Here is a 22,389-nt window from a genome sequence, read left to right on the forward strand (position 1 = left end):
GCTTCATTTGCCGTGATCAGCTTATGGCGGGACTTCCACCCGCAGGAGTGCGCCCATGCTGGGCGCACACGAAAAAAGGCGTGCCCGTGCCGGCACGCCTTCCCGTCGAATGGCCTCGTCGGATCACGTCACGGCGCGAGCCGCGTGAACACATAGTCGTGATTCTTCACGCGCGCCTGGTGACACGCGAAGCACGTCTGGTGCTGACCGATATCGGCCGGCACGCCGTTGACGAAGCGCCCGAAGCCCCAGCCGCCCGTCGACGCATAGCGCCGCGAATCCTTCACCATCACCTGCACGGTCGTTGCCTGGCCGGGCACCGTCGCCGGCGGGAACTCGTCCGACTGCTTGCGCTTGTACGCGAGCTTCACGAGGATCGTGCCGTCCGGGAACGGCAGCGTCGATTTCTCCAGTGCCCGAATCGCGACCGGATTGCCGAGCACCACGCGCAACTCGTCGAGCGGCGCGGCCTCCTCGGCCGGTGCGACCATTTCCCACTTCCGGTAGCCGGGCGGAATCGTCACGCCGTAGATCGGCGACGCGGCCGGCTTCGGCTGCTCGGCCAACGCAGCAGGACCGCTCGCGGCAAGCGCGCCGGCCAGCAGCACGCTTGCGACGAGCACGCGGTGCGCACCGCCGCGGCGCAACACTCCAGTACGCGCGCGCATCACAGATGCTCCACTTGCAGGATCGCGTCCGCGAATGCCTGCGGCGCTTCCTGCGGCAGGTTATGGCCGATGCCGCCGGTGATCGTCCGATGTTGGTACTTGCCCGTGAACTTCTTCGCATAGGCGGCCGGTTGCGGATGCGGCGCACCGTTCGCGTCGCCTTCCATCGTGATCGTCGGCACGGTGATCGCCGGGCCGGCCGCGAGACGCCGCTCGATGTCGTCGTATTGCGCTTCGCCCTTCGCGAGGCCGAGGCGCCAGCGGTAGTTGTGGATCACGACGGCCACGTGGTCGGGGTTCCGGAACGACGCGGCGGTGCGCGCATAGGTGTCGTCGGAGAACTGCCACTTCGGCGACGCGAGTTGCCAGATCAGCTTGTTGAACGCATCGCGATTCTCCGCGTAGCCGAGCGCGCCGCGCTCGGTCGCGAAGTAGAACTGATACCACCACTGGAGTTCGGCCTGCGGCGGCAGCGGCTTGGCGTTCGCCGCCTGGCTGCCGATCAGGTAGCCGCTCACCGACACCAGCGCCTTCACGCGCTGCGGCCACAGTGCCGCGATCACGTCGGCCGTGCGCGCGCCCCAGTCGTAGCCGCCGAACACCGCGCTGTCGATCTTCAGCGCGTCCATCAGCGCGACGATGTCGACGGCCGTCACCGCCTGCTGGCCGTTGCGCACCGTGTCGGCCGAGCGGAACGTCGTCGATCCGTAGCCGCGCAGGTACGGCACGATCACGCGATAGCCGGCCGCGGTGAGCAGCGGCGCGACTTCCGCGTAGCTGTAGATGTCGTACGGCCAACCGTGCAGCAGGAACACGACCGGGCCGTTCTTCGGGCCGAGATCCGCATACCCGACGTTCAGCACGCCCGCATCGATCTGGTGGATCGCGCCGAGCGACGCGGCGCCGGCCGCGCCCTTCGACGCCGATGCGGCAGGCGCCGGCTGCGCATTCGCGAGCGCGCTGAAGCCGAGGTCGGCAAGGCTCAGGCTCGCGAGCGTCGAACCCAGGATCAGGCGGCGGCGGGTGTTCACGGTATCAGGCATGATTCGTTCTCCATTGTCGATCGCTAAGGAAGGGATTCCGGTATCGCCAAATCACGCGGCGGCGCCTGGCACCGCGCCGCCGCGCGAAGCGCGTCACCGGTTTTATATCCGAACCATCGGGATGCTTTGTATCTCAACGTATCTGTGTTCGAGCCCGACAAACAGCGATTCAAAATCGCACGCGAACCGGCCGGTTCGCGGCCGGCGCGGGGGGACGGCGCGGTCGGCCGCGCCGGTTCGTCGCGCGTCACGCGATCCGGTTAGTCTCACGCACGCCGCAGCGGCCGGAACCCCGCACGCACTTCGCGCGCAAACAGTTCCGGCTCCTCCCAGGCCGCGAAATGCCCGCCCTTGTCGACTTCGTTGAAGTAGATCAGGTTGTGATAGCTGCGCTCGGCCCAGCTGCGCGGCGCCTGGTAGATCTCGCCCGGGAACACCGTGATCGCCGCCGGCAGCGAGATGTCCACCGCGTTGAAGTTGTTCGAGTGATCCTCCCAGTAGATCTGCGCGGACGACGTCGCGGTGTTGGTCAACCAGTACAACGAGATGTCGTCGAGAATCTCGTCGCGCGGAATCGAGCGTTCGGGCACGCCGCCGCTGTAGGTCCACTGCGAGATCTTGTCGTACATCCATGCGGCCTGCCCCGACGGCGAATCGGCGAGCGCGTAGCCGACCGTCTGCGGACGCGTGACCATCATCGCCGAGTAGCCGCAGTTGTCGCGATAGAACGTCGCGAGTTTCTCGTACGCGGCCTTTTCCTTCGGCGACAGCGTCGCCGGCGCGGGTGCGTCGATCTGCAGCAGCGTCGCGATGTCAGGCGGCACCGTCGCCGGCATGTTCACGTGAATCCCGGCCAGGCCCTGCACGCGCTGCATCGCCATCCGGTGCGAGATCACCGAGCCGCAATCGCCGCCCTGCGACACGAAGCGCGTATAGCCGAGGCGCGCCATCAGCTCGCCCCATGCGCGCGCGATGTGGTCCGAGCCCCAGCCGGTCTTCGTCGGACGGCCCGAGAAACCGAAGCCCGGCAGCGACGGCACGACGACGTGGAATGCGTCGTCGGCGCTCGCCCCGTGCGCGGTCGGATCCGTCAGCGGGCCGATCGCCTTCAGCAGCTCGAAGATCGAACCGGGCCAGCCGTGCGTCATGATCATCGGCATCGCGTTCGCATGCCGCGAGCGCACGTGGATGAAGTGAATGTCGAGCCCGTCGATTTCCGTGATGAACATCGGAAAACCGTTCAGGCGCGCCTCGCCCTTGCGCCAGTCGTAGTCGGTGCCCCAGTAGCGCAGCAGTGCCTGCATGCGCGCGAGCCCCACGCCCTGCGATTCGTCGGCGACGGTCTCGCGGCCCGGCCAGCGCGTCGCGGCGATGCGGCGGCGCAGGTCGGCCAGTGCTTCGTCGGGGATATGGGCGGTGAACGGGCGTATCGCGTCGCCGCCGGTTGCCGCATGCAGCGCGGTCGGCAGCATCGCGGATACGCCGGCGGCCACGGAACTCGCCAGCAGGTGGCGACGCATCGGGGAAAACGGTGTGGAAGACATCGTTCGGCATCTCCTTTCGTGAAGTGGAAAGTGAACATGCCGCGCGCCCGGACGCGCATTCGCTTTCATTCGGGCACGCGGGTCATGCGGCGTTGCCCATTTGAAAGGTCTGATGTATCGGAGATGTGTCTGGTTTGTACGCGTTTGTAGCGAGTGGGCGCGAGTCGCCGTCAGGGCGCGACCCAGCGGCCTTCGTAGCCGTCGCCGTTCACATCGAAGACGGCGCGGCGATGGCCGCTGCGCGCGAGCTCGAGCCAGTCGATGCGCGTCACCGCGACATGGACCAGGCAGAAGTTTCGATAGCCGTTGTCGTCGGCGGCGGTGTCCGTGGCTGGACTCGCCGCGATGCGCGCGTTTTCAGGCGATGCGATCGGCGTGCCCGGACGCAACGGTGCGCGGTACAGCAACAGCGTATGCGGACGGCTCGATTGCCAGACCGCGCGACGCTGCGCGTCGTCTTCGCAGATCGATGCCACGCCTTCCGCTCGAATCTGCACGAGCGAATCGAGATCGTTCGCGACGATCGCGATGCGCGGATCGCGGCGCAACTCCGCCACCTTCTCCGAGCGCGCATCGGTATGGAACGCGAGCTGGCGAGTCGCACGATTCACTTGCCGCAACACGACCGTGCGCACCTTCGGCCCGCCGTCGAGGCCGAGCGTCGCGGCCTGCAGCATCGTGAACGGCGAGCGCCGTTCGCCGACGCCGGATTCGACACACGACCACACACGGTCGTAGAGTTGCGCGAGCGATTCGGGAGCGGAAGCGGACATGTTGGCGCGGCGATGTTGCGGGACTCGATCGCGCCAGCTTACCCGTTTCGGCGGCCATGCGCCGCCGGCCTGCGATGCGAGCCCGCTGCCGCCGGCTTCAGTTGTAGCCGAGGACGACCGCCGCCGCGTCGCTGGCGTCGCTCGCGTCGCTCGGCTCCGCACCGAAGCGGCCGAGCACGTCGGCGACGTACTCCGGCCCCGCGCTGATCTGTGACGACCGGTGCTCGACGGGGCGGATGTCGGCCACGCCGGGCGCTTGATCGAGCCGTGCGGGTGCGTTGATGACGATGTTCATCGATGTGTCTCCTCACGCGGCCAGCGCCGCTCCATATGCGCGCACCAGGCGCGCGACGCCCTCCCGGATCGCATCGACGTCCGGCGCGGCGAACGACAGGCGCAGCGATGCGGCATCGACGTTGTCCGCGAAGAACGCGTTGCCCGGCACGAAGACCACCTTGTTCGCGATCGCCTGTTGCAGCAGCACGTCCGACGGCACCGCGCCGATCCGCGCCCACACGAACATCCCGCCTTCCGGACGATGGAATGCGATCGCGTCGCCGAAGCCGTCGCGCAGCGCGTCGCACATCGCATCGCATTTGCGCCGGTACGCCGCCGTGATGCGCGGCAGATGGCGTTCGAGCGCGCCGTCGGCGAGATACTCGGCGGCGGTCGCTTGCGTCCACGGCGTGCTGCACAGGTCGACCGTCTGTTTCGCGATCACGCAGCGTCGCGCGATCTCGGCCGGTGCGATCGTCCAGCCCACGCGCAGCCCCGGCGCGACGATTTTCGACAGGCTCGCGAAGTGCACGATCCAGTCGCGCGCGCCTTCGACTTCGCTCGCGAGCGCGAGCATCGACGGCACCGGTTCGCCCGCGAAGCGCAGATCGCCGTACGGGTCGTCCTCGACGATCAGGAAACGGTATTGCACCGCGAGACGCAGCAGCTTCAGCCGGCGTTCGCGCGTGAGCGTCGCGCCGGTCGGGTTCGCGAAGGTCGGGACCGTGTAGAGCAGCTTCGGCTGCACGATATCCCCGGACGCGAGTTGCGACGCGAGACGGTCGACGTCGAGGCCGGCGCCGTCGACCGGAATCGTCACGATCCGCGCCTGTTGCAGACGCATCGCCGACAGCGTTGCCGGATACGCCGGTTGTTCGGTCAGCACGACGTCGCCCGGCGCGACCAACACGCGCAGCAGCAGATCGAGGCCTTGTTGAGAGCCGGTGGTCACGAGCAGCTCGGCCGGCGTACAAATCACGTTGCGGCGCGCCATCAATGCGATCAGTTGCTGCTTCAGTTCCGCGAGGCCGTCGGTCGGGCCGTATTGCAGGCAACGCACCGGCCGTGCGTACGCGCGTTCGGCGGCGGCGTTCAGGCCGTCGACGTCGAACAGGTCGCTCGCCGGGTAGCCGCCCGCGAAGGAGATCATCCCCGGTTCGGACAGGTATTTGAACAGCTCGCGGATCGGCGAACCGGCTGGATTCTGGAATGAGGGCGTGAACGCGTACATGTCGTCGTGAACTGGATGGCAGCGGCGGCCGGGATAGCCGACGGGTGCCGCCCGCCAACGCGCGTCTCGCGCCGGCGGCGGGAATTCGAGCCACGATTGTCGACAGCCATTAACGCTGCGGCAAACGATATCTATGCACTAGGTCTTGCGGTTTGGTCATCAATTGGCGCGCGACGAACGCGCGCCTTCGTTCGACGGTTCCGGCAACCCGGCTCGTCATCGGTAAGGCGAGCCGTTCACTCCGCCGCCCGCCGTAGCGCGCTGCCCGTTCGGAGGCGATATGCCGTTGCGGACATAGCCGGCAATCGCCTCGAGCACGCCGAGATCGAGATCCTGCACGCGGTCGGCGCCGAAATGAGACAACCACTTGCGCGCAAGTTCCGCGTGCGTTGCCGTATGCGCGGTCGCGGCAAGCGCACTCAGGTCTTCCAGTGCTGAACGCTGGTCCATGTGTTCTCCGTGGTGGCTGATGGCCGGACGCTGCCGGCTATCGTCGAGACCGGGATGCCGTCAGACGGCTTCCAGCGCAATGGCGATGCCTTGCCCGCCGCCGATGCACAACGTCACGATGCCGCGCTTGATGCCGTCACGGCGCATCGAATGCGCAAGGCGAGTCGTCAAGACGGCGCCGGTCGCGCCGATCGCGTGGCCGTGCGCGATCGCTCCGCCTTCGACATTGACCAACGCTTCGTCGATGCCGAGTTCTCGCACGACCGCGATCGGTACGGCGGCAAAGGCCTCGTTGATCTCGAAACGCTCCACGTCGTTCAACGACCAGCCGGCACGGGCAAGCGCCATCCTTACCGCCGGCACGGGCCCGAGTCCGAACATGCCCGGCTCGACCGCGCCCACGCCGTAGGCCACGAGCGTGGCGATCGGCTCGATCCCGTGCGTGTCGGCATACCGCCGCTCGGCCACGATCATCGCTGCCGCACCGCTGTTCAGTCCGGGCGCATTGCCCGCGGTGATCGTGCCGTCGGATCGGAACGCGGGTTTCAATTTGGCAAGCGACTCGAACGTCGTGTCCGGACGCGGCTGCTCGTCGCGCTCGAATCGGACGGTTTGTTTGCGCCCGTCGATCTCGACCGCGACGAGTTCGGCGTCGAACGCTCCGCGTTCCCGAGCGTCCGCGAAGCGCTTTTGCGACCGCTCCGCCCACCGGTCCTGCTGCTCACGCGTGATGCCCATCGCTGAAACGAGATCTTCCGTGTGCCACCCGGAATGCCGGCTCGAGAACGCGTCGACGAGACCGTCCCCGAGCATGCTGTCGACGATCTCGGCATTGCCCATCCGATGGCCCCATCGGCCGCTTTCCAGCAGATACGGCGCGCGCTCCATGCTCTCCATTCCGCCCGCCGCCGCGACCTCGCCGAATCCGAGCCAGATTTCCTGCGCCGCATTCACGATGGCCTGGGCGCCGGAGCCGCACACGCGATTCACCGTAAACGCGGGTACGGCCACGGGAATCCCTCCAGCGACCGCCGCCTGACGCGCGGGATTCATCTTGTTGCCGGCCTGGACGACGTTGCCCATCACGACCGACGCCAGCGCCGCCGGATCGACGTTGCTGCGATGTACCGCTTCGCGCAACGCGACTGCACCGAGCGCCGTCGCCGCAACGTCCTTCAACGTGCCGCCAAACGCGCCGATGGGCGTCCTGACGGGACTGCAGATCACTACCTGTCGAGCAACCATTTCAACACTCCATTCAAAGGCCGGTTCCTGCGGACCGGATGCCGCCGCACCGCCGCGCGCCGCTTCCGGGAAAGGAATGCTGCTTCCCGAGGCGCGGCGCGCCCCTCCCGCCGCGTCAGATCGAAACCATTTCGAAGTCCTCCTTGCCGACGCCGCACTCGGGACACTTCCATTTGGCCGGAATGTCTTCCCAGCGCGTGCCCGGTGCGATGCCGTCTTCCGGCGCACCCTGTTCTTCCGAGTAAATCCAGCCGCACACCAGACACATCAACGTGCGCATTTCCACCGCTGTCGTGCTCATCTCGCCAACTCTCCAAAATTCGACGTCTGTCGCGTCACGAATTCGCACACCTGCTCGCGCACCCTCGCATCCGACAGGATTCTCCCGTGCCCCGCGCCCGGCGCCGGCCACAGCGTCGCCTCCTGCAGGCCGGCCACCACGCGCTGCGCCTCGCAGTACGGCACCACCGCATCAGCCGGGTCGTGCACGACCAGTACCGGGACGTCCAGCGACGCGCCGCGCGCGAGAATGTCCCAGTGGCTGACCGGCACGCCGTTGCGCCGCTGCAGCTCCGCATAGACGCGCTCGATCACCGGGCGCGGGAACGCCATGTCGCGGCTGGCCCAGCGCTCCAGCACCTCGGTCAGCCCGCTCGTCGGGGCGATCAGTACGATGCAGCGCAGCGACGCGCGGCGCGAGCGCTCCGCGAGCGCCGAGACCGCCGCGATCGAACCGAGCGAATGCGCGATCACCACTTGCGCGCCGTCGATCGCATCCAGCACCGCGCCCGTCGCGCGGGTGAACTGCGTCATCGTCGTATGCTTGCCTGGCGACCGGCCGTGCGCCGGCGCGTCGAACGCCGCGACCGAGAAGCCCAGCGCCTGCATCGGCTTCACGAAGCTCAGCATGCTGCTGCTGTCGGTGCCCCAGCCGTGCACGAGGAGCACCCGCGACGCACCGCCGTCCCAGCAATACGCGCGATCGATGTCCTCGTTGCCGTCGATGAACGCCTCTTTCGCACCGAGCGGCACGCGATCGCTGACGGCCAGCCCATAACCGCGCGTGAAGCCGAACGCGTCGGCCGCCCGCCGCCCCGCGGCGTGCGGTGCAAACGCATTCAGCACCCGGAACGCGCGCCGGCCGAGCCGGACGCGCAACGATGGGGCCTTCGGCTTGCGCCGCGCGATCGGCGAAACGTCGGTACGGTTCGCAGTCGCCATCACCGCCCCTCCGCCGCCGCACGCGCGCCGACGGGCACGGCTTCCCGGGACAGGCTTCGGTAGTAGCCGGACTCGGTATCGTAGAAATGGCAATGACGAATCACGTGCCACAGATCGCCGAACGTGAAGTCCTTCTCGCGGATCATGCCCGGATATGCCTCCTTGAGCGCCGCCTGGGCCTTCGGCAGGTTGTAGAACGGCACGATCGGCGCGACGTGGTGCGCCGTATGCACCGAAATGTTGTGCGTCATGAAGTGCAGCCACTTCGGATACCGGTAGTCGGTCGTCACCAGCAGGCGGCTCGCGTTCGGCGTCCAGTGCTGCGACGGCAGGAACGGGATCTCGTCCGACGTGTGATGCATCAGCGTCGTCGCGCTGAACCACGCGTGAATCATGAGCCACGGCACGACGAAATACAGGAACAGGCCGGTGATGCCGGTGAAGTAGATCAGCGCCGGGAAATAGAGCGCGGACGCGAACAGCACGAACGCGATCGAGCGTTTCACGTCGCGCCGCATCTCGCGCTTCGGATAGAAGCCCGGACGGAAGCCCGATTCCTTCCAGTAGCTCACCGTACCCGCCCAGAACAGCCACTTTCGCGTGCCGGCGTACTCGAGGCGCTTGAGAAGCGGCATGCGATCGTAAAGCGGCGCCGGAATCGGCCGCCAGTCGGTATCGAGTTCGAGGTTGTTGGTATTCGCGTGATGCAGGTTGTGCGTGTGACGCCACGCATGGAACGGATACAGCAGCGGCAGAAGCGACAGGTGCCCGATTGCCAGGTTGAACCATCGAGAGCGGGAAAACGAGTTGTGCCCGCAATCGTGCGCGATGCAATGCAGCCCCCAGCCGCCCAGGCCTGCAAGCAGCCACAGCGGAACGTAGAACAGCCAATGCGGCGCGTACGCGATGCCGACGATCGCGCCGATGTACGCCGCATAGCTGACGACGAAGCCGAGCACGCCGCGCCATACGCGCGGCTCGTACAGCGATTTCGGAATCGCGTCGGTCAGCCGCACGCCCTCGAGCGACTTCGACTTCTGCATGAATTCGTCGAAACGCGCCGGCGGCGCGCTCGGAACGGTGTAGGTGTTCGCCATGTCGATCTCCCGCTTACGCCGTTTGCAGACCGAGCTCGGTCGACAGGTGGCGCGCCAGTTCGTCGATGCTGTTGTGTTCGAACAGCAGCGCCGGCGACAGTCGCTGCTCGACGACCTTCTCCAGATCGCCCGACACCTGCACGGCGACGATCGAATCGAGCCCGTACTCGTCGAAGCCTTTGGCGGGATCGATCGCCGACCGGTCCACCTTCAGCTGCTTCGCGAGCCGATCGACCAGCCAGCTGCGGATCGACGCTTCCGTCAGCGGGCCGATATCGGCGGCCGCCGCTTTCTTGCGGCCGAACAGGCCACCCAGGATTCCAGCTTGAGACATGATGAATCACCCTTCCTTACGAGGAAAATGAACGAAATAACGACAGCAACCTGCTTCAATGCGGGTGTTTCGCGAGCTTGCGGATCGCCGCTGGCGTCGGCTGGCGCAGATCCCAGACGACGCGCAGCTTGCCGAGCGTCCACAGCACCCACGCGCTGAGATCCGGCTCGTACCACTTCACCGAGTGGCGGTATGACGCGGGGAACGCGTGGTGGTTGTTCTGCAGGCCTTCGCCGAACGTGAGCACGGCGACCGTCCAGTTGTTCGCGCTGTTGTCGTCGGTCTTGAACGGCCTTCCGCCGAACATGTGGCAAACGGAACCCACGCACCACGCGGCCTGATTGGCCAGGAAAATCCGCGCGAAGCCGCCGAACAGGAGGCCGTTCCACGCGCCATGCCAGGAGCCGGCAACGGCGCCGCCGATCGCGGCGGGCAGCACGAGGCCGAGCACGATCCACCACGCGTAGGTGCGGTGATAGAAAAACAGGCGGCGGTCGCGCAACACATCGGGTGCGAAGAACGTCCAGCCCGATACGTCGGCGGCGAGCATCCACGGCATGTGCGCATACCAGAGGCCGCGCAGTTTCGCGAACAGGCCGTTGCCGGCCAGGTTCGGCGAATGCGGATCGCCTTGCTGATCGCTGTACAGGTGATGACGCCGGTGCGTCGTCACCCAGAACATGATCGGCCCTTGCGCGGCCATCGATCCGCAGATCAGCAGCAGCCCTTCGAACCACTTCGAGGTCCGGAACGTCTTGTGCGCGAGATACCGATGGAAGCCCATCGTGATCCCGCCCATGTGCAGGAAATAGAACACCGCGAACAGCACCAGATCGGTGACGGCGAAGTCGCCCAGCACGAGCTGCCGTACCGCCAGCGCGAAGCCGGCAAGCGGCACCAGCATCACGGCCAGCGCGGTATAGCGTTTGACGCGCGCCCCGCTGCCCTTTAGCGGCGAAACACCGGGGATCTGCCCGTCGGCGGCCGACAGCCCGCCTGCGGCGGTGACGCCGGGTGCAACCTGAATCGACGAATTCATAGGATTCTCCAAACGCTGAATAGGATTACGGCGAAGTTGACGGGGCCGCCGCGCCGCGCTTCGGGGCATAGCGCACTTCCGTGACGAGGCCCAGCGCGTCGAGCAAGCGGATGAACCATGCGGACGGATCGAGCTGCCAGAACATGTGATCGTTGTTCGCGAAGGCCGGCTGTGCGTGATGGTTGTTGTGCCACGCGCCGCCCACCGAAACGATCGCAAGCAGACCCAGATTGCGACTGTGGTCGCGCGTCGCGTGCGGACGCGTGCCGATGGTGTGGCACAGCGAATTCACGGCCCAGGTCGACTGATCGAGCAGGAAGATCCGTGCGAGCCCACCCCACAGGAAACCGCCGACGGCCCCGGGCAACGCGTGCCCGGCGGGCGCGAACCACGCGCCGGCCAGCGCGGGAATCGCGAGGCCGAGCAGCACCCACCACCCGTAACGCAGATTCAGATTGACGATCAGGCGGTCGCGCAGCAAGTCCGCGGCATACGCGCTCCAGTTGTCGCGGCGCACGGTGAACAGCCAGCCCACGTGACCGTGCCAGAGGCCCGCGAGACGGCTCGGCTTGCCGTGCCGGTTCGCGCGCGGGCGCGGCGAATGAGGATCGCCGTCCTGATCGGTGAACGCGTGATGCATCCGGTGCGTGGCGGCCCAGAACAGGATCGGCCCTTGGGCGGCCATGCTGCCGAGCACGCCGAGCATCACGGTGACGATCGGCCGCCCCTTGAACGCGCGGTGCGAGAAATAGCGGTGCATGCCGGTTTCGACGCCGATCGCGGTCAGGAAATACATCACCGCCAGCAACACGAAGTCGGTTGCGCGCACCCCGTATATCCACGTGTATGCAATCGCGAGCGCGAAACCGAGCGCGGGTAGGCCGACGGTCAGATAAGCGAGCCGGCGCGCGCGCGAGTCGGTGTCGGCTTCGGCCGCACGGGCGGCCGCGGGTGTTCGCGAAGACGAGGAATCTGCTTCAGCCATGACTGGCTCCGAAGAAAGACAACGACAATGGAAATCGGCGATGAACCGTGTACGGACGGCTTACGCGCGAGCGTCGAGCGTGCTCAGGCTGCCTTGCTGGAACGCCTGCTTGCACGCTTGCCGGCGGACCTTGCCGCTGGTCGTCAGCGGAATCGCACCGGTCGGCCCCAGGTGCACCACCGCTGGCGCAACCCCGTGATCGCGCGTGACCGCCGACGTGATCGCCGCGCGCACCTCGCGCATTTGCTCCGGGCTCAGACGTCGCGAACGCTTGAGCTCCGCGACGACGACGAGCGACTCCGTGGGGCCGCCGTCGATCGAAAACGCGACCACGCCGTTCGTTCGAATCGCGTCGTGCGCCGACTGCACCGATCGTTCGATGTCGGTCGGATAGAGATTGCGCCCGGCGACGATCACCACGTCCTTGATCCGGCCCGTCACGAACAGCTCGCCGTGATTCAGGAAACCGAGATCGCCCGTGCGGAGGTAACGGCACGAATCGTCGTCGCCGCGTCCGCCGCTGATCGCCGCCGCGAACACGTCGGCGCTGTCCGCGCGGCCGAGATAGCCCGCCGCGACGTTCGGACCGCTGAACCAGATTTCGCCGATGGTCCGCTCCGGCAGCACGCGTTGCGTCGCAGGATCGACGATCAGCAGCCGATGGCCGGCGGCCACGGGCCCGCAGCCGACCAGCGTGGTGCGCCCGCGCGCATCGGATTGCGGGTCGTGCGGCTCGCACACGCCGCGGGCGAGCGCTTCCTTGTCGACGTCGATCAGCGTGATCGGCGAACGGCCCACCTTGCCGGAGACGTACAGCGTCGCCTCCGCCATTCCGTAGCAGGGCACGACGGCGCTGCGCGCGAAGCCGTGCCGGCCGAAACGCGCGAAGAAGCGTTCGAGCGTCGTGTGGCTCACCGGCTCCGCGCCGCAGAATACGTGCTGCAGCGAGCCGAGATCGAGCGTGGCGGCTTCTTCGTCGCTGATGTTGTCGACGCACAGGTCGAACGCGAAATTCGGTGCGACGCTCGTGGTCACGCGATAGTCGGTGATCGCCTTGAGCCAGCGATACGGACGCTGGACGAAATGCTGCGGCGACAGGATCACGAGCGGGAAGCCGCTGAACACGGCGAGCAGCAGTGCGCCCATCAGGCCCATGTCGTGATACGGCGGCAGCCACGTACAGCCGACGCGCGCCGGATCGTCGCCGAGCCGTTCGGCGATCACCGCGCAGTTGCTGACGAGATTCGCGTGCGTGACGATCACGCCTTTGGGCTCGCCCGTCGAGCCGGACGTGTATTGCAGCAGCGCCGGCCGATCCGGATCGACACCCTCCGCGAGCAGGCTGCGCACGTCGTGCGCCGATGTGTCGATATCGTCGAACGCGTGTTCCTCGATCGTCAGCAACGCAGGCGCGGCGCGCTCGCCGCCGTGGAGCCCGTCGAGCTCCTGTTGCAGCGATCGATGATGCTTGCCGGCAATGACGACGTCGGGACGGGCATCGCGGCAGATCGATGCGAAGCGCGCCACCGCACGAGAGCCGGCCGGCGGAAACGAAGGAACCGCGGTCGCCCCCGCCAGCAGGATGCCGAACAGCGCGGCAACGTAGCTCAGGCCCGGTTCGAGCAGCAACAACACGCGCCGTTCGTGCAGCGCGTGCTGCAGCACCATATTGCGCACATGAACCGCCGCCGCGGCGAACTGGCCGTATGACCAGCTCACGACATCGTCCTCGCCGTCGCGAAGAAAATGGAAGGCGATTCGCTCGGGTGTGTGCTCGGCACGCTCGCGAAGAATATCGAGCAGAGACGAGGTCGTGCGTTCCGCCGGCAAAGCGGAGGGGAGAATACTACCGGCCATCATGAGACCCTCGGATTATCGGTTTTGTTTTGTTTTGTTTTGGGTGAAAACGTCATGCCCGGCCGCGTGCCGAACGGCACGCGGCCATCAATGTGCCGCCGCGGATGCGAGCGCGCGAGGCCGCGTATCCACCGGCGCGCACAGGATCGCGGTTGCCAGACCCAGCGCAATCTGCAAGTAACAGAGCGTGTGAAATTCGGCGAGGCGCGCAATTGCATTGCCGGTGATCGCGACCGTCAGCGCCACGCCGAGCACCGATCCCATCTGGCGTATCGCCTGGTTCACGGCCGAGCCGACGCCGAACCTCTCCGGCGGCAGATGCGCAACGGCGGCAGCCGACAATGAAGGCATCACCATGCCGACCCCCAATCCGGTCAGCAGCGCCCCCGGCAGCCACGCATGCACATAGTCGGGATTGACGCCGGGCACGAGCGCGAACCATATGCTTGCCGCCACGGATATCAGGCTTCCCGTCACCAGCAGAAGCCGGTGCCCCGCGCGCGCCGCGAACCGGCCGCACACGATCGCGGTGGGAACGACGAGCAGCGGCCCTGGGCTGCCGGCCAATCCCGCACGCGTCAGCGAATACGACCAGACGCCGGTGGTGAACAGGAACGTCTGGAAAAACATCATCGCGAAGCCGATTGCGAAGCACAGCGACGCCAGATTGATGTAGCAGTAAGTCCGGTCCTGGAACAACGACAGATCGATCGCCGGGGCACGCGCGGTGCGCGCCCATGCAACGAACGCCGCCAGCATCCCCAGCCCGCCCGCGATCGCCAGCGCCACCTTCGGCGACGTCCAGCCGAGCGCCTCGGACTGCACCAGTCCGAACGCGATCGAGCCGACGCCGAGGATCAGCAGGACGACGCCCGCGAGATCCAGCGGCGCACCGCGCTCGGGATCGCGCGACTCGTCGAGAACGCGCCACCCCTGCCATAGCGCGATCGTCCCGAGCGGCAGATTGACAAAGAACGCCCACGGCCAGCCGAAGCGATCGACCAGGAACGAGCCGAGGCTCGGCCCCAGCGCACCGGCCACCCCGCTGACCGCGCCCCACGAGCTCACCGCGATCGCCCGTTTGCTGACGGGGAACGCCGCCAGCAGAATCGACAGCGATGCAGGCAGCAGCAGTGCCGCGCCTGCGCCCTGCACCGCGCGCATCGCCCACAGCATCTCGACACGCGCGGCGATCCCGCAGCCGAACGATCCGGCCACGAACATCGCGAGTCCGAGCAGGAACGTTCGCTTGCGCCCGTACAGGTCGGCCAGGCGGCCGGCCGGCACGAGCAACGCGGCGAACACCAGCGTGTAGGCGTTCAATACCCACAACAGGCCGCCCGAATCCGCACCGGGAAACGCCTGCCGCAGCGCGGGAAATGCCGCGTAGAGCACGGTGACGTCGATCGAAACGAGGAACACCGCCACGCTTGCGATACAGAAAACCGGCCACGGCGAAATCGGGTTCGTCTGCGCCGGCGACGCGGGCACGCTGCGTCCGTTCATGGACTTATACCTCGCGACGCTGGCGCGACGTCACGCCGTCGCCCGATTCGGGTTCGGCGTCCGGTTCGAAATACGACGGATCGAGAAACGACAGCGTTCGCGCCCGCATCCGCGCTTGAAACAGCGCAACGACCGGCCACGGACGCATCGCCATCGCCATGCCCTTGACGTTGCTCGCGTCTTCCCAGCAGATGACGTTGGCCACTTCCAGCGGCAGCCCGCCAACCTCGCCGGTCCAGAGGCTCAGCGTCGTCGCGCCCGCCGACAGGCGCGGCCCGCTCGCGCGCCCGCCGTAGACCGCGATCGAGTGACCGCACACGCGCTCGACGTCCGCGCGCCCGCAAATCGGTTTGCACGCCACCGGGCTGGTCAGATACATGTCGTCGGTGATGCCGAACGGCAACTTGGCATCAAGCACTTCGTCGTCGGGAATCGGCGGCAGCGCGGTACTGATCCCCGCGGGCAACACCCACGCATCGACGTCGACGAGATCGCGGCTCGCGTCGTACAGCGCGCGGCGGACCGGCGCCGGAAACGAGCCAAGGAAGATGTCGACCTGGATGCGCGTGCCGAACCTGCGCGCGACCGTCACGCCGCGGATCTCGCGGCCCTGGAAACGGCCGTGCCATTCACGCCCGCCGATGTCCGCGCCGCTCCACGCGTGTTTCGGCTCGACCCCGGCAAAGACGCCGTCGGCCGCTGCCGCGACGCGCACGGCTCGATCGCAGCCGACGATCGCTCCGAACATCATCGGGTGATGCAAACTGACCTCGTCCCGCGCCGACATCCCGAGTTCGTGCAGCAACTCGCATACATAGAGCGCGCGTCCTTGCTCATTCATCGCCGTGTCCGCCTCTGCCGTCATCGTCGTTCGTTCCGCTGCGCGCGGCACGCGCGCCGTCTCCGCGTTCGTCATACGGCCGCCCGAATGGCTGCGTCCGCGCCCATCCGCTCCAGGATCCGCCGCGCCGCGAACGCCGCGCGATCGAGCTGGATGTCGATCATGGGCGCGGCGGGGTTCCAGTTAGCCTGAAGGCTCTCCGCGACGTCCTTGTCCTCCATCACGGTGGCGAACACTTCCTTCGCGGTGAACTCGGTAAACCGCACGTTGTCGACGTCGAAATCGCGGTGCATGCCGACGAAGACGTGCGTCGTGGTGTCCGTCTCGGGCGTGAAGATCGTCGTCGTATAGACGTGGAACACCTGACCGTCGGGATCGTCGCACGCGTGAGCCCGTGTTTCGACCCGCGTGTTGCCGATCGGCCAGTACAGCACCTCCTGGAAGCGATCGATGTAGTCGAGCTTCAGGATATGGGTATAGAGCGGCGGCGTCTTCTCGCGGCGCAGGTAGCGGCGCACGCGCACTTCGGCGTCGTTGATCACGATTTCGGGCGGCGTCTCGACGATGTCGAGCGAGCCGAGCGTCTTCGCGTGCACGAAGGCCGCGTGCGAAATGTCGAGGATGTTGTCGATCCCGAACAGGTAGCTGCACGCGATCGTGCAATAGCTCATCGTGCCGGCAAGCTCGCGCGCCGAGCAGACCCAGTGATCCGGAATCGCGGCCTCGTCGGCCTCGTCGGGCTCCCCGGTCCACAGCCAGATGAAGCCGTATTTCTCGACGACGGGGAACGTGCGCACGCGCGCGCCCTTCGGGATCGTGCTCTGGCTCGGAATGCTGACGCACGCGCCGGAGCAGTCGTATCTGAGCCCGTGGTACCAGCACTGGATTTCGTCGCCGACGACGCGTCCGCGCGACAACGGAACCTGGCGGTGCGGGCACCTGTCCTCGAGCGCGACGATCGTGTTCGTCAACGTGCGATACATGACGACCTTCTGGTTCAGGATCGTCCGGGCAAAGGGTTCCCGCTGGACTTCCGCGGACAGTGCTGCTGCATACCACGCGTTCTGGATAAACATGATTCCTCACTTGGCTACATGGGCGGCGTGCCGGCACACCCGACGCGCGCACGAGTCGGCGTGCGCGCTCCCGATCGTTTCTACTTGCGCATGACGGCAACCAGCGCGTCGCCGTCCGAAGCATCCATCGCTGCCGCGTCCCGATCGAGACGCCCGTCTGCCATCCGCTCGAGGAATTCGTCGGTCGCGGACTGCAGGTTGACGCACGGATACTGGAAACGCCCGGTGGTATAACGAAGCGCGCCGACGAAGGACCGCTCGACCGGCGCGCCCGCCGCCTCGAGCAGACCGTGCGACGCCAGGTACGCGTGCAGCGCCGGCAGCCGGTAGCACGGGACAGCCGGATACTGATGGTGTTCGAGATGGAAGTTGCTGCCGAAGAACAGCGCGGTATAGATCGGCGACGTATAGCTGCGGCTGTCGCGATAACGCCCCGGCACGGTATCCGTATGCTCGATGTACGCGCGGATGGTGCTGAACACGTATACGCCGATATACGGAATCAGCATGACCGTGAAACCGAGCCACAGCGATCGATGCCAGATGAACCCGTAGGCCGTCACCGCGCACAGGTTCAGTGCGATGTTGATCCGTGCGATCCAGCGCATTTCCCGCTGGCTGAACGGCAGGCGCGTGTTTTCCGGCCACGGAAGACCGGCCGCCATGCGTACGGCGTTCTTCGTGTAGATCCGCACCCCCTTGGAGCGCGCGAGAAAGAAGCGCGACCAGAAGGTGCGGTACTGCGAATAGATCTGCACGTCCGGGTCGATGTCCTGACCGGTGAAGCGATGGTGCTTCCAGTGCGTCATGCTGAAGCCGACGATCAGGAAGCCCGGCACCAGCGACGAGCAGACGAGCGCCAGCGCGGCGCTCACGTACTTGTTGCGATGCAGGTTCGTGTGCATCCCCTCGTGCCCGACGAAGGTCAGCAGGTGCATGCCGTGCCCGGCGATCACGCCCAGGACGATTGCCATCGCAATACGGGCCGGCGCCGACGCCGGGATATCGACGACGGCGAACGCCACTGCTGCCGGGATCAGAAAGAATGCGAGCGCGTGCGCGACATAGAGGATCGTCGCGACGGAGCTGATCCGGTGGAAGTGCCGTGGCAGCTTGAGCCGCGAAAATGCGACGTTGCCGTCCAGCGTTGCTTCGATGGTCATGGACATTCTCCTCGTTTTACTCGACACGGGACCGGCGGCACGCTCTGGTGCCCGGCCACGGCTTGCAATCGCGTGATCGCGACGGCCACACGCCGGCGTTGCGCGCGCTCATGGCGACGCCCTCACGCGAACGTCGTGATCGGCGCCGGCGGTCGCCGTTTCGATATCGTCCGGCTCCGACGCCTGCGCGCGCCTCGCGTGCGCGTCCTGTGCCAGACGCTGGCGCAACGCCATCTCGGCGCGAATCGCATCGCCTCGCCGGGACATGTCGAGCAGCGGCTGGATGACGCCCGTGTCGCCGCGCGCAATGGCCTCGTCTGCCCATTTCCTGATATCGCTGGGATCGAACACCGCAAACGGCGAGCATCGTCGATTCTGCGAAGCGAGCAGGCGTGCCTGCAGCACCGGGTCGGCGGCCAGCTTCGCGTACAGGATCCGGCTGAGCGGATTGTTGTGGCCGAGCGCGCCGCGGCCGCGCGAGTATTCGAACAGGTCGATCGAGGTCGCGTCGCGCTCGCGCCAGTAGCACTCCAGCGCGTCGTCGTCGCCGTCGACGATTGCGCGGCCGAGCGCGCGCGCATCGCGAAGTGCGTCGGTGATCCCGAATCCGGGGGAAGGATCCATGAACAGGCCCGCGTCGCCGACCAGCGCCCAGCCACGCCCTGCCGCCTGACGGAAGAAGAAGCGCAGCTTCAATGCGCCGAGCACCTTGCTCGCGGGTTCGCCGGTAATCAGCGGGGCCGTGTGGCGGTTGCCCTTCAGCGTTTCCGTGAGCTTCTCGAGCGTGCGGCCTTTCCACTCGGGCAACTGCGCTTTCGGAAACGCCACGCCGATCAGCAGCAGGTCCCGGTTGGTCGGGAAGACGAAGACGATGTCGTCGCCGAACGTGCAGTTCATCGCGCCGCCTCGATAGCGCGGATCCGTGTCGAACCAGTCCGGACGTGGCCAGTACGCCCAGTACATCGCGCGGGGGCTGTCGTAGCCGTGGTACTCGTCGGCTTGCACGAGCGCTGCCGTCGTCGAGTGCGCACCGTCCGCGCCCACCACGATCCGCGCCCGGATCTCCTCGCGCGCGCCGTCGTGTTCGACGACGGCGCCCGTCACCCGCTCGCCGTCGCGCAACAGGCCGACCAGTCTGGTCCGCGTACGCACTTCAGCGCCCGACGCGCGCGCCTCGTCCAGCAACAGTGCATCGAGATCCATGCGGCGCGGGCACGAGCAACGCCCGCCGACGGGGTACTCGACGCGGCCCGTGACGTCGTCGTTTCCGTACATCATGCTCGGCACCGGCGGCGCGAAACGGCGCACCTTGTCGCCAAGATCGAGCTCGTCCAGCAATGCCATCCCGTACGGCGAAATCCAGTGGGTAGACAACGGCTGGTCGCTCGGCAGATTGTTCGCATCGATCGCCAGGACGCGCTTGCCGGCGCGCGCGAGATGAATCGCGAGCGTGGCGCCTGCGCAGCGGGCACCGATGATGAGGGTGTCTAACACGGAAAATTCCCTTTGGATAACGACCGGAACCGGGATTGCCCGCGACGCGGCCTCGCCGTCGCCGGCACCATCGAACCGATGGAGAACCGGCGAGCCGCGGCGCGGCGCCGAATACCGGCGAATCGACGTACCGGCTAAATCAGGCGGCGTGCACGCACCGCGCGGGCGTCAGTCAATGCGCGGCCGCGGACCGATCCGCCGGATATCGCTTGAACAGTACCGACGCATTCACGCCCCCGAATCCGAACCCGTTGGACAGCGCGATCTCGACCGGCACGTGCCGTGCGGCAGGCCCGATCAGATCGAGTCCGTCGGCGGCGGGGTCGGGGTGCTCGAGATTCAGCGTGCCGGGCAGCACGCCATCCCGGAGAGCGAGGATGGAAAACGCCGCTTCGATCGCGCCTGCCGCCCCCAGCAGGTGCCCGGTCGCCGACTTGGTCGACGAAATCGCCGGCCCCGCGCCCACGCCGAAAACCGTCTTCAGCGCCTCGATTTCTCCGGCGTCGCCGACCGGCGTCGACGTCGCATGCGCGTTCACGTAGTCCACTTGCTCCGGCGCGACGTCGCCCATCGCGAGGGCCAGCTTCATCGCGCGCATCGCGCCCGATCCGTCGTCCGGGCCGGCGGTCATGTGATACGCGTCCGCCGTGGTTCCGTACCCGATGACTTCCGCGATCGGCCGCGCGCCACGCGCGAGCGCATGGTCCAGCGACTCGACCACCAGCATCGCGGCGCCCTCGCCCATCACGAATCCGTCGCGATCGCGATCGAACGGACGCGACGCGCGGACCGGCTCATCGCTGAAGCCCGTCGACAACGCCCGAGCCGCCGCGAATCCGCCGAGGCTGACCTTGTCGAATGCCGCTTCGGCGCCGCCTGCGAGGACGACGTCGGCTTCTCCGGCCTTGATGATGCGCATCGCATCGCCGATCGCCTGCACGCTGGCCGCACAGGCCGTGACCGGGCAGCCGAGCGGCCCGCGAAACTGGTGTTTGATCGAAATCTGGCCGGCCGCGAGATTCGACAGAAAGAACGGAATGGTGAACGGCGACAAGCGGCGCACGCCACGGGTCTCGCCGATTCTCACCGCCTCGGCCAGGCCGGGAAATCCGCCGATGCCCGATGCGACGACGGTAGCGGTCCGCTCGCGCTGACGCTCTGCTTGCGGCGCCCATCCGGCTTCAGCGAGCGCCTCGTCGGCAGCGACCATCGCCATCTGGATGAAGCGGTCCATCTTCCGCAGCTCCTTGTTCGGCACCGAGCGCTCCGGATCGAAACCGCCGTCAGGATCGTCGGCCGTCCCCTGGACGGTCCCGCCGACCTTGGCCGACAATTCACCGGCAATATCGTCGCCGAGCCGGCGAAGCCCGGAGCATCCGCCGATCAGGCGCTGCCACGCCAATTCCTTGCCGCAACCCAGTGGGGACACGATGCCGATACCGGTTACCACTACGCGAACCGTCATTTCATATTCCTCTCACGGGCCAGGACGCGCCGAGCCACATCGTTAAAGCCGTTCATCTTCGGATACACCTGTTGAAAACCTGCATTGCACGCACCGTTTCGGTTGCCGCGCCGGCCCGCCAGAAGCGTGGCGTGCCGCGAAACGTTCACGACGCGCGGCGCGCGCTCACATCGCGTGCTCGAACGCGTGCGCCGCATCCAGACCGCGCAACATGTCGCGCGGCACGCCGCCGTTGCATTCCAGCCCGTCGAGGTTCAGCGCCGTGCACGTCTGTTCGTCGATCTCGATCCAGAACGGCAACGTCGGCTTGCCTTCGATCATTTGAGGCGGCGCGGCGCGGTGCACGTTGACACCCATGCGCTTCAGGAGCCGTTCGTTGCCGAGCACGGAGAACGCGATCAGGCGATTCGCGCCATTGGCGTGCGCGACGCGAACGATTTCGGACATCATGGCGCGCGTGTTCTGCCACGACTCTTCGGCAGTCAGCGACTCGCCACGCGGCATGCTCATCGCAAAGCGGGACAGTTCCCAGACATTGCGCGCATGGGGAAGGGAAGCGTCGCCCATCAAATCCGAGAAGACCTCGCCGAGCAAATAAGGCTCGTCGGTCGGCAGCAACCGGCCGCAACCGACGATTTCGCCGTGGCGATCGCGGGCGATAACGTAAAGGGTATCTGCGTGATCGAAATTGTCGAACTCGATGCCATTGTCGGTCGGCAATGACCAGCCGAGTTCCTGTATGAAGATCTTGTGCCGAAACCGCGCAAGTCGATACATCGTTTCGCGACTCAAATCAGCGCTTCTCCCCGACAATAACGTCAGCATCTGAATGCCCTCTCTCTCATCTCAGAATTGTTAGCGCGATTGAACCCGAAATTGCGGGCACAAAATAGCTGCCCGAATGGGCAGGGGCCGGGGCGTCGCGGACGCGACTCGTCGCGCCGCGTGCGCTGAAGCACGGCGATCGGAAAGCGGATTCAGGATTTAACTGGCGATGGCTCGCGAAGCGGTCGAACGGGCCATCCGGAGTGCGCCGGGTTATCGGCGACTCGACGCAGGCGTGTCTACCAGGTATGTCATC

22 protein-coding genes are annotated in these 22,389 nt (G+C 66.7%); all 22 read right to left on the reverse strand.

Annotated features, from left to right (window positions below):
- Positions 1-128: 128 nt before the first annotated feature.
- The 22 genes from BSE24067_RS20445 to BSE24067_RS20550 all read right to left on the reverse strand — a co-directional run bounded on the left by BSE24067_RS20445 (position 129) and on the right by BSE24067_RS20550 (position 22,133).
- The gene (locus BSE24067_RS20445; RefSeq protein WP_151063867.1) at positions 129-668 is read right to left on the reverse strand and encodes a cytochrome P460 family protein; all 540 of its coding nucleotides are present in this window, start codon (positions 666-668) and stop codon (positions 129-131) included.
- Positions 668-1,711: an alpha/beta fold hydrolase gene (locus tag BSE24067_RS20450; RefSeq protein ID WP_151063866.1), complete on the reverse strand. Its 1,044-nt coding sequence runs from the start codon at positions 1,709-1,711 to the stop codon at positions 668-670. Before BSE24067_RS20450 ends, BSE24067_RS20445 begins: the two co-directional genes overlap by 1 nt.
- A gap of 266 nt (positions 1,712-1,977) precedes the next feature.
- Positions 1,978-3,255, reverse strand: a complete 1,278-nt coding sequence (locus tag BSE24067_RS20455) for an epoxide hydrolase family protein (protein ID WP_151063865.1) — start codon at positions 3,253-3,255, stop codon at positions 1,978-1,980.
- 170 nt (positions 3,256-3,425) lie between these two features.
- A complete protein-coding gene (locus BSE24067_RS20460) occupies positions 3,426-4,028 on the reverse strand; it encodes a pyridoxamine 5'-phosphate oxidase family protein (RefSeq protein WP_151063864.1) in 603 nt (200 codons plus the stop codon).
- A 97-nt stretch (positions 4,029-4,125) separates the two neighbouring features.
- The gene (locus tag BSE24067_RS20465) at positions 4,126-4,323 is read right to left on the reverse strand and encodes a hypothetical protein (RefSeq protein WP_151063863.1); all 198 of its coding nucleotides are present in this window, start codon (positions 4,321-4,323) and stop codon (positions 4,126-4,128) included.
- Between the two features lie 12 nt (positions 4,324-4,335).
- Positions 4,336-5,535: an aminotransferase-like domain-containing protein gene (locus BSE24067_RS20470; RefSeq protein ID WP_151063862.1), complete on the reverse strand. Its 1,200-nt coding sequence runs from the start codon at positions 5,533-5,535 to the stop codon at positions 4,336-4,338.
- 216 nt (positions 5,536-5,751) lie between these two features.
- Positions 5,752-5,985: a hypothetical protein gene (locus tag BSE24067_RS20475; RefSeq protein ID WP_151063861.1), complete on the reverse strand. Its 234-nt coding sequence runs from the start codon at positions 5,983-5,985 to the stop codon at positions 5,752-5,754.
- A gap of 60 nt (positions 5,986-6,045) precedes the next feature.
- Positions 6,046-7,230 carry a thiolase family protein gene (locus BSE24067_RS20480; protein WP_151063874.1) on the reverse strand — a complete coding sequence of 395 codons (1,185 nt, stop codon included), beginning with the start codon at positions 7,228-7,230 and terminating at the stop codon, positions 6,046-6,048.
- A 115-nt stretch (positions 7,231-7,345) separates the two neighbouring features.
- A complete protein-coding gene (locus BSE24067_RS20485) occupies positions 7,346-7,531 on the reverse strand; it encodes a rubredoxin (RefSeq protein ID WP_124499434.1) in 186 nt (61 codons plus the stop codon).
- Entirely contained in the window at positions 7,528-8,451 is a 924-nt protein-coding gene (locus tag BSE24067_RS20490) for an alpha/beta hydrolase (protein ID WP_151063860.1), read from the reverse strand. The genes BSE24067_RS20485 and BSE24067_RS20490 overlap by 4 nt, the downstream gene beginning before the upstream one ends.
- Positions 8,451-9,548, reverse strand: a complete 1,098-nt coding sequence (locus BSE24067_RS20495; protein WP_151063859.1) for a fatty acid desaturase — start codon at positions 9,546-9,548, stop codon at positions 8,451-8,453. The genes BSE24067_RS20490 and BSE24067_RS20495 overlap by 1 nt, the downstream gene beginning before the upstream one ends.
- A 13-nt stretch (positions 9,549-9,561) precedes the next feature.
- Positions 9,562-9,882: an acyl carrier protein gene (locus BSE24067_RS20500; protein WP_151063858.1), complete on the reverse strand. Its 321-nt coding sequence runs from the start codon at positions 9,880-9,882 to the stop codon at positions 9,562-9,564.
- 55 nt (positions 9,883-9,937) lie between these two features.
- The gene (locus tag BSE24067_RS20505) at positions 9,938-10,921 is read right to left on the reverse strand and encodes an acyl-CoA desaturase (protein ID WP_151063857.1); all 984 of its coding nucleotides are present in this window, start codon (positions 10,919-10,921) and stop codon (positions 9,938-9,940) included.
- Between the two features lie 25 nt (positions 10,922-10,946).
- The gene (locus BSE24067_RS20510; RefSeq protein ID WP_151063856.1) at positions 10,947-11,906 is read right to left on the reverse strand and encodes an acyl-CoA desaturase; all 960 of its coding nucleotides are present in this window, start codon (positions 11,904-11,906) and stop codon (positions 10,947-10,949) included.
- A gap of 60 nt (positions 11,907-11,966) precedes the next feature.
- Entirely contained in the window at positions 11,967-13,766 is a 1,800-nt protein-coding gene (locus BSE24067_RS20515) for a fatty acyl-AMP ligase (RefSeq protein ID WP_341826513.1), read from the reverse strand.
- 84 nt (positions 13,767-13,850) lie between these two features.
- Complete coding sequence (locus BSE24067_RS20520; protein ID WP_151063855.1) at positions 13,851-15,269, reverse strand: MFS transporter; 1,419 nt, start codon at positions 15,267-15,269, stop codon at positions 13,851-13,853.
- Positions 15,270-15,273: 4 nt separating this feature from the next.
- Positions 15,274-16,110: a hypothetical protein gene (locus tag BSE24067_RS20525; RefSeq protein ID WP_244122296.1), complete on the reverse strand. Its 837-nt coding sequence runs from the start codon at positions 16,108-16,110 to the stop codon at positions 15,274-15,276.
- Between the two features lie 71 nt (positions 16,111-16,181).
- Positions 16,182-17,186, reverse strand: coding sequence for an aromatic ring-hydroxylating dioxygenase subunit alpha (locus BSE24067_RS20530; RefSeq protein WP_151063853.1), 1,005 nt, complete (start codon positions 17,184-17,186; stop codon positions 16,182-16,184).
- Positions 17,187-17,266: 80 nt separating this feature from the next.
- On the reverse strand, positions 17,267-18,349 hold the full coding sequence (locus tag BSE24067_RS20535) for a fatty acid desaturase family protein (RefSeq protein ID WP_151063852.1): 1,083 nt from the start codon (positions 18,347-18,349) through the stop codon (positions 17,267-17,269).
- A 108-nt stretch (positions 18,350-18,457) separates the two neighbouring features.
- Complete coding sequence (locus tag BSE24067_RS20540; protein WP_151063851.1) at positions 18,458-19,843, reverse strand: NAD(P)/FAD-dependent oxidoreductase; 1,386 nt, start codon at positions 19,841-19,843, stop codon at positions 18,458-18,460.
- A 172-nt stretch (positions 19,844-20,015) separates the two neighbouring features.
- Positions 20,016-21,308, reverse strand: coding sequence for a beta-ketoacyl-ACP synthase II (gene fabF / locus BSE24067_RS20545; RefSeq protein WP_151063850.1), 1,293 nt, complete (start codon positions 21,306-21,308; stop codon positions 20,016-20,018).
- A 165-nt stretch (positions 21,309-21,473) separates the two neighbouring features.
- The gene (locus BSE24067_RS20550; protein WP_151063849.1) at positions 21,474-22,133 is read right to left on the reverse strand and encodes an acyl-homoserine-lactone synthase; all 660 of its coding nucleotides are present in this window, start codon (positions 22,131-22,133) and stop codon (positions 21,474-21,476) included.
- Positions 22,134-22,389: the final 256 nt, after the last annotated feature.

This window comes from Burkholderia latens (assembly GCF_902499045.1).
GTDB lineage: Bacteria > Pseudomonadota > Gammaproteobacteria > Burkholderiales > Burkholderiaceae > Burkholderia > Burkholderia latens.

Coding starts and splice junctions, on each gene's coding strand:
- BSE24067_RS20445 (WP_151063867.1), bottom strand. CDS start 668: ATGCGCGCGCGTACTGGAGTGTTGCGCCGCGGCGGTGCGCACCGCGTG.
- BSE24067_RS20450 (WP_151063866.1), bottom strand. CDS start 1,711: ATGCCTGATACCGTGAACACCCGCCGCCGCCTGATCCTGGGTTCGACG.
- BSE24067_RS20455 (WP_151063865.1), bottom strand. CDS start 3,255: ATGTCTTCCACACCGTTTTCCCCGATGCGTCGCCACCTGCTGGCGAGT.
- BSE24067_RS20460 (WP_151063864.1), bottom strand. CDS start 4,028: ATGTCCGCTTCCGCTCCCGAATCGCTCGCGCAACTCTACGACCGTGTG.
- BSE24067_RS20465 (WP_151063863.1), bottom strand. CDS start 4,323: ATGAACATCGTCATCAACGCACCCGCACGGCTCGATCAAGCGCCCGGC.
- BSE24067_RS20470 (WP_151063862.1), bottom strand. CDS start 5,535: ATGTACGCGTTCACGCCCTCATTCCAGAATCCAGCCGGTTCGCCGATC.
- BSE24067_RS20475 (WP_151063861.1), bottom strand. CDS start 5,985: ATGGACCAGCGTTCAGCACTGGAAGACCTGAGTGCGCTTGCCGCGACC.
- BSE24067_RS20480 (WP_151063874.1), bottom strand. CDS start 7,230: ATGGTTGCTCGACAGGTAGTGATCTGCAGTCCCGTCAGGACGCCCATC.
- BSE24067_RS20485 (WP_124499434.1), bottom strand. CDS start 7,531: ATGAGCACGACAGCGGTGGAAATGCGCACGTTGATGTGTCTGGTGTGC.
- BSE24067_RS20490 (WP_151063860.1), bottom strand. CDS start 8,451: ATGGCGACTGCGAACCGTACCGACGTTTCGCCGATCGCGCGGCGCAAG.
- BSE24067_RS20495 (WP_151063859.1), bottom strand. CDS start 9,548: ATGGCGAACACCTACACCGTTCCGAGCGCGCCGCCGGCGCGTTTCGAC.
- BSE24067_RS20500 (WP_151063858.1), bottom strand. CDS start 9,882: ATGTCTCAAGCTGGAATCCTGGGTGGCCTGTTCGGCCGCAAGAAAGCG.
- BSE24067_RS20505 (WP_151063857.1), bottom strand. CDS start 10,921: ATGAATTCGTCGATTCAGGTTGCACCCGGCGTCACCGCCGCAGGCGGG.
- BSE24067_RS20510 (WP_151063856.1), bottom strand. CDS start 11,906: ATGGCTGAAGCAGATTCCTCGTCTTCGCGAACACCCGCGGCCGCCCGT.
- BSE24067_RS20515 (WP_341826513.1), bottom strand. CDS start 13,766: ATGATGGCCGGTAGTATTCTCCCCTCCGCTTTGCCGGCGGAACGCACG.
- BSE24067_RS20520 (WP_151063855.1), bottom strand. CDS start 15,269: ATGAACGGACGCAGCGTGCCCGCGTCGCCGGCGCAGACGAACCCGATT.
- BSE24067_RS20525 (WP_244122296.1), bottom strand. CDS start 16,110: ATGAATGAGCAAGGACGCGCGCTCTATGTATGCGAGTTGCTGCACGAA.
- BSE24067_RS20530 (WP_151063853.1), bottom strand. CDS start 17,186: ATGTTTATCCAGAACGCGTGGTATGCAGCAGCACTGTCCGCGGAAGTC.
- BSE24067_RS20535 (WP_151063852.1), bottom strand. CDS start 18,349: ATGACCATCGAAGCAACGCTGGACGGCAACGTCGCATTTTCGCGGCTC.
- fabF (WP_151063850.1), bottom strand. CDS start 21,308: ATGACGGTTCGCGTAGTGGTAACCGGTATCGGCATCGTGTCCCCACTG.
- BSE24067_RS20550 (WP_151063849.1), bottom strand. CDS start 22,133: ATGCTGACGTTATTGTCGGGGAGAAGCGCTGATTTGAGTCGCGAAACG.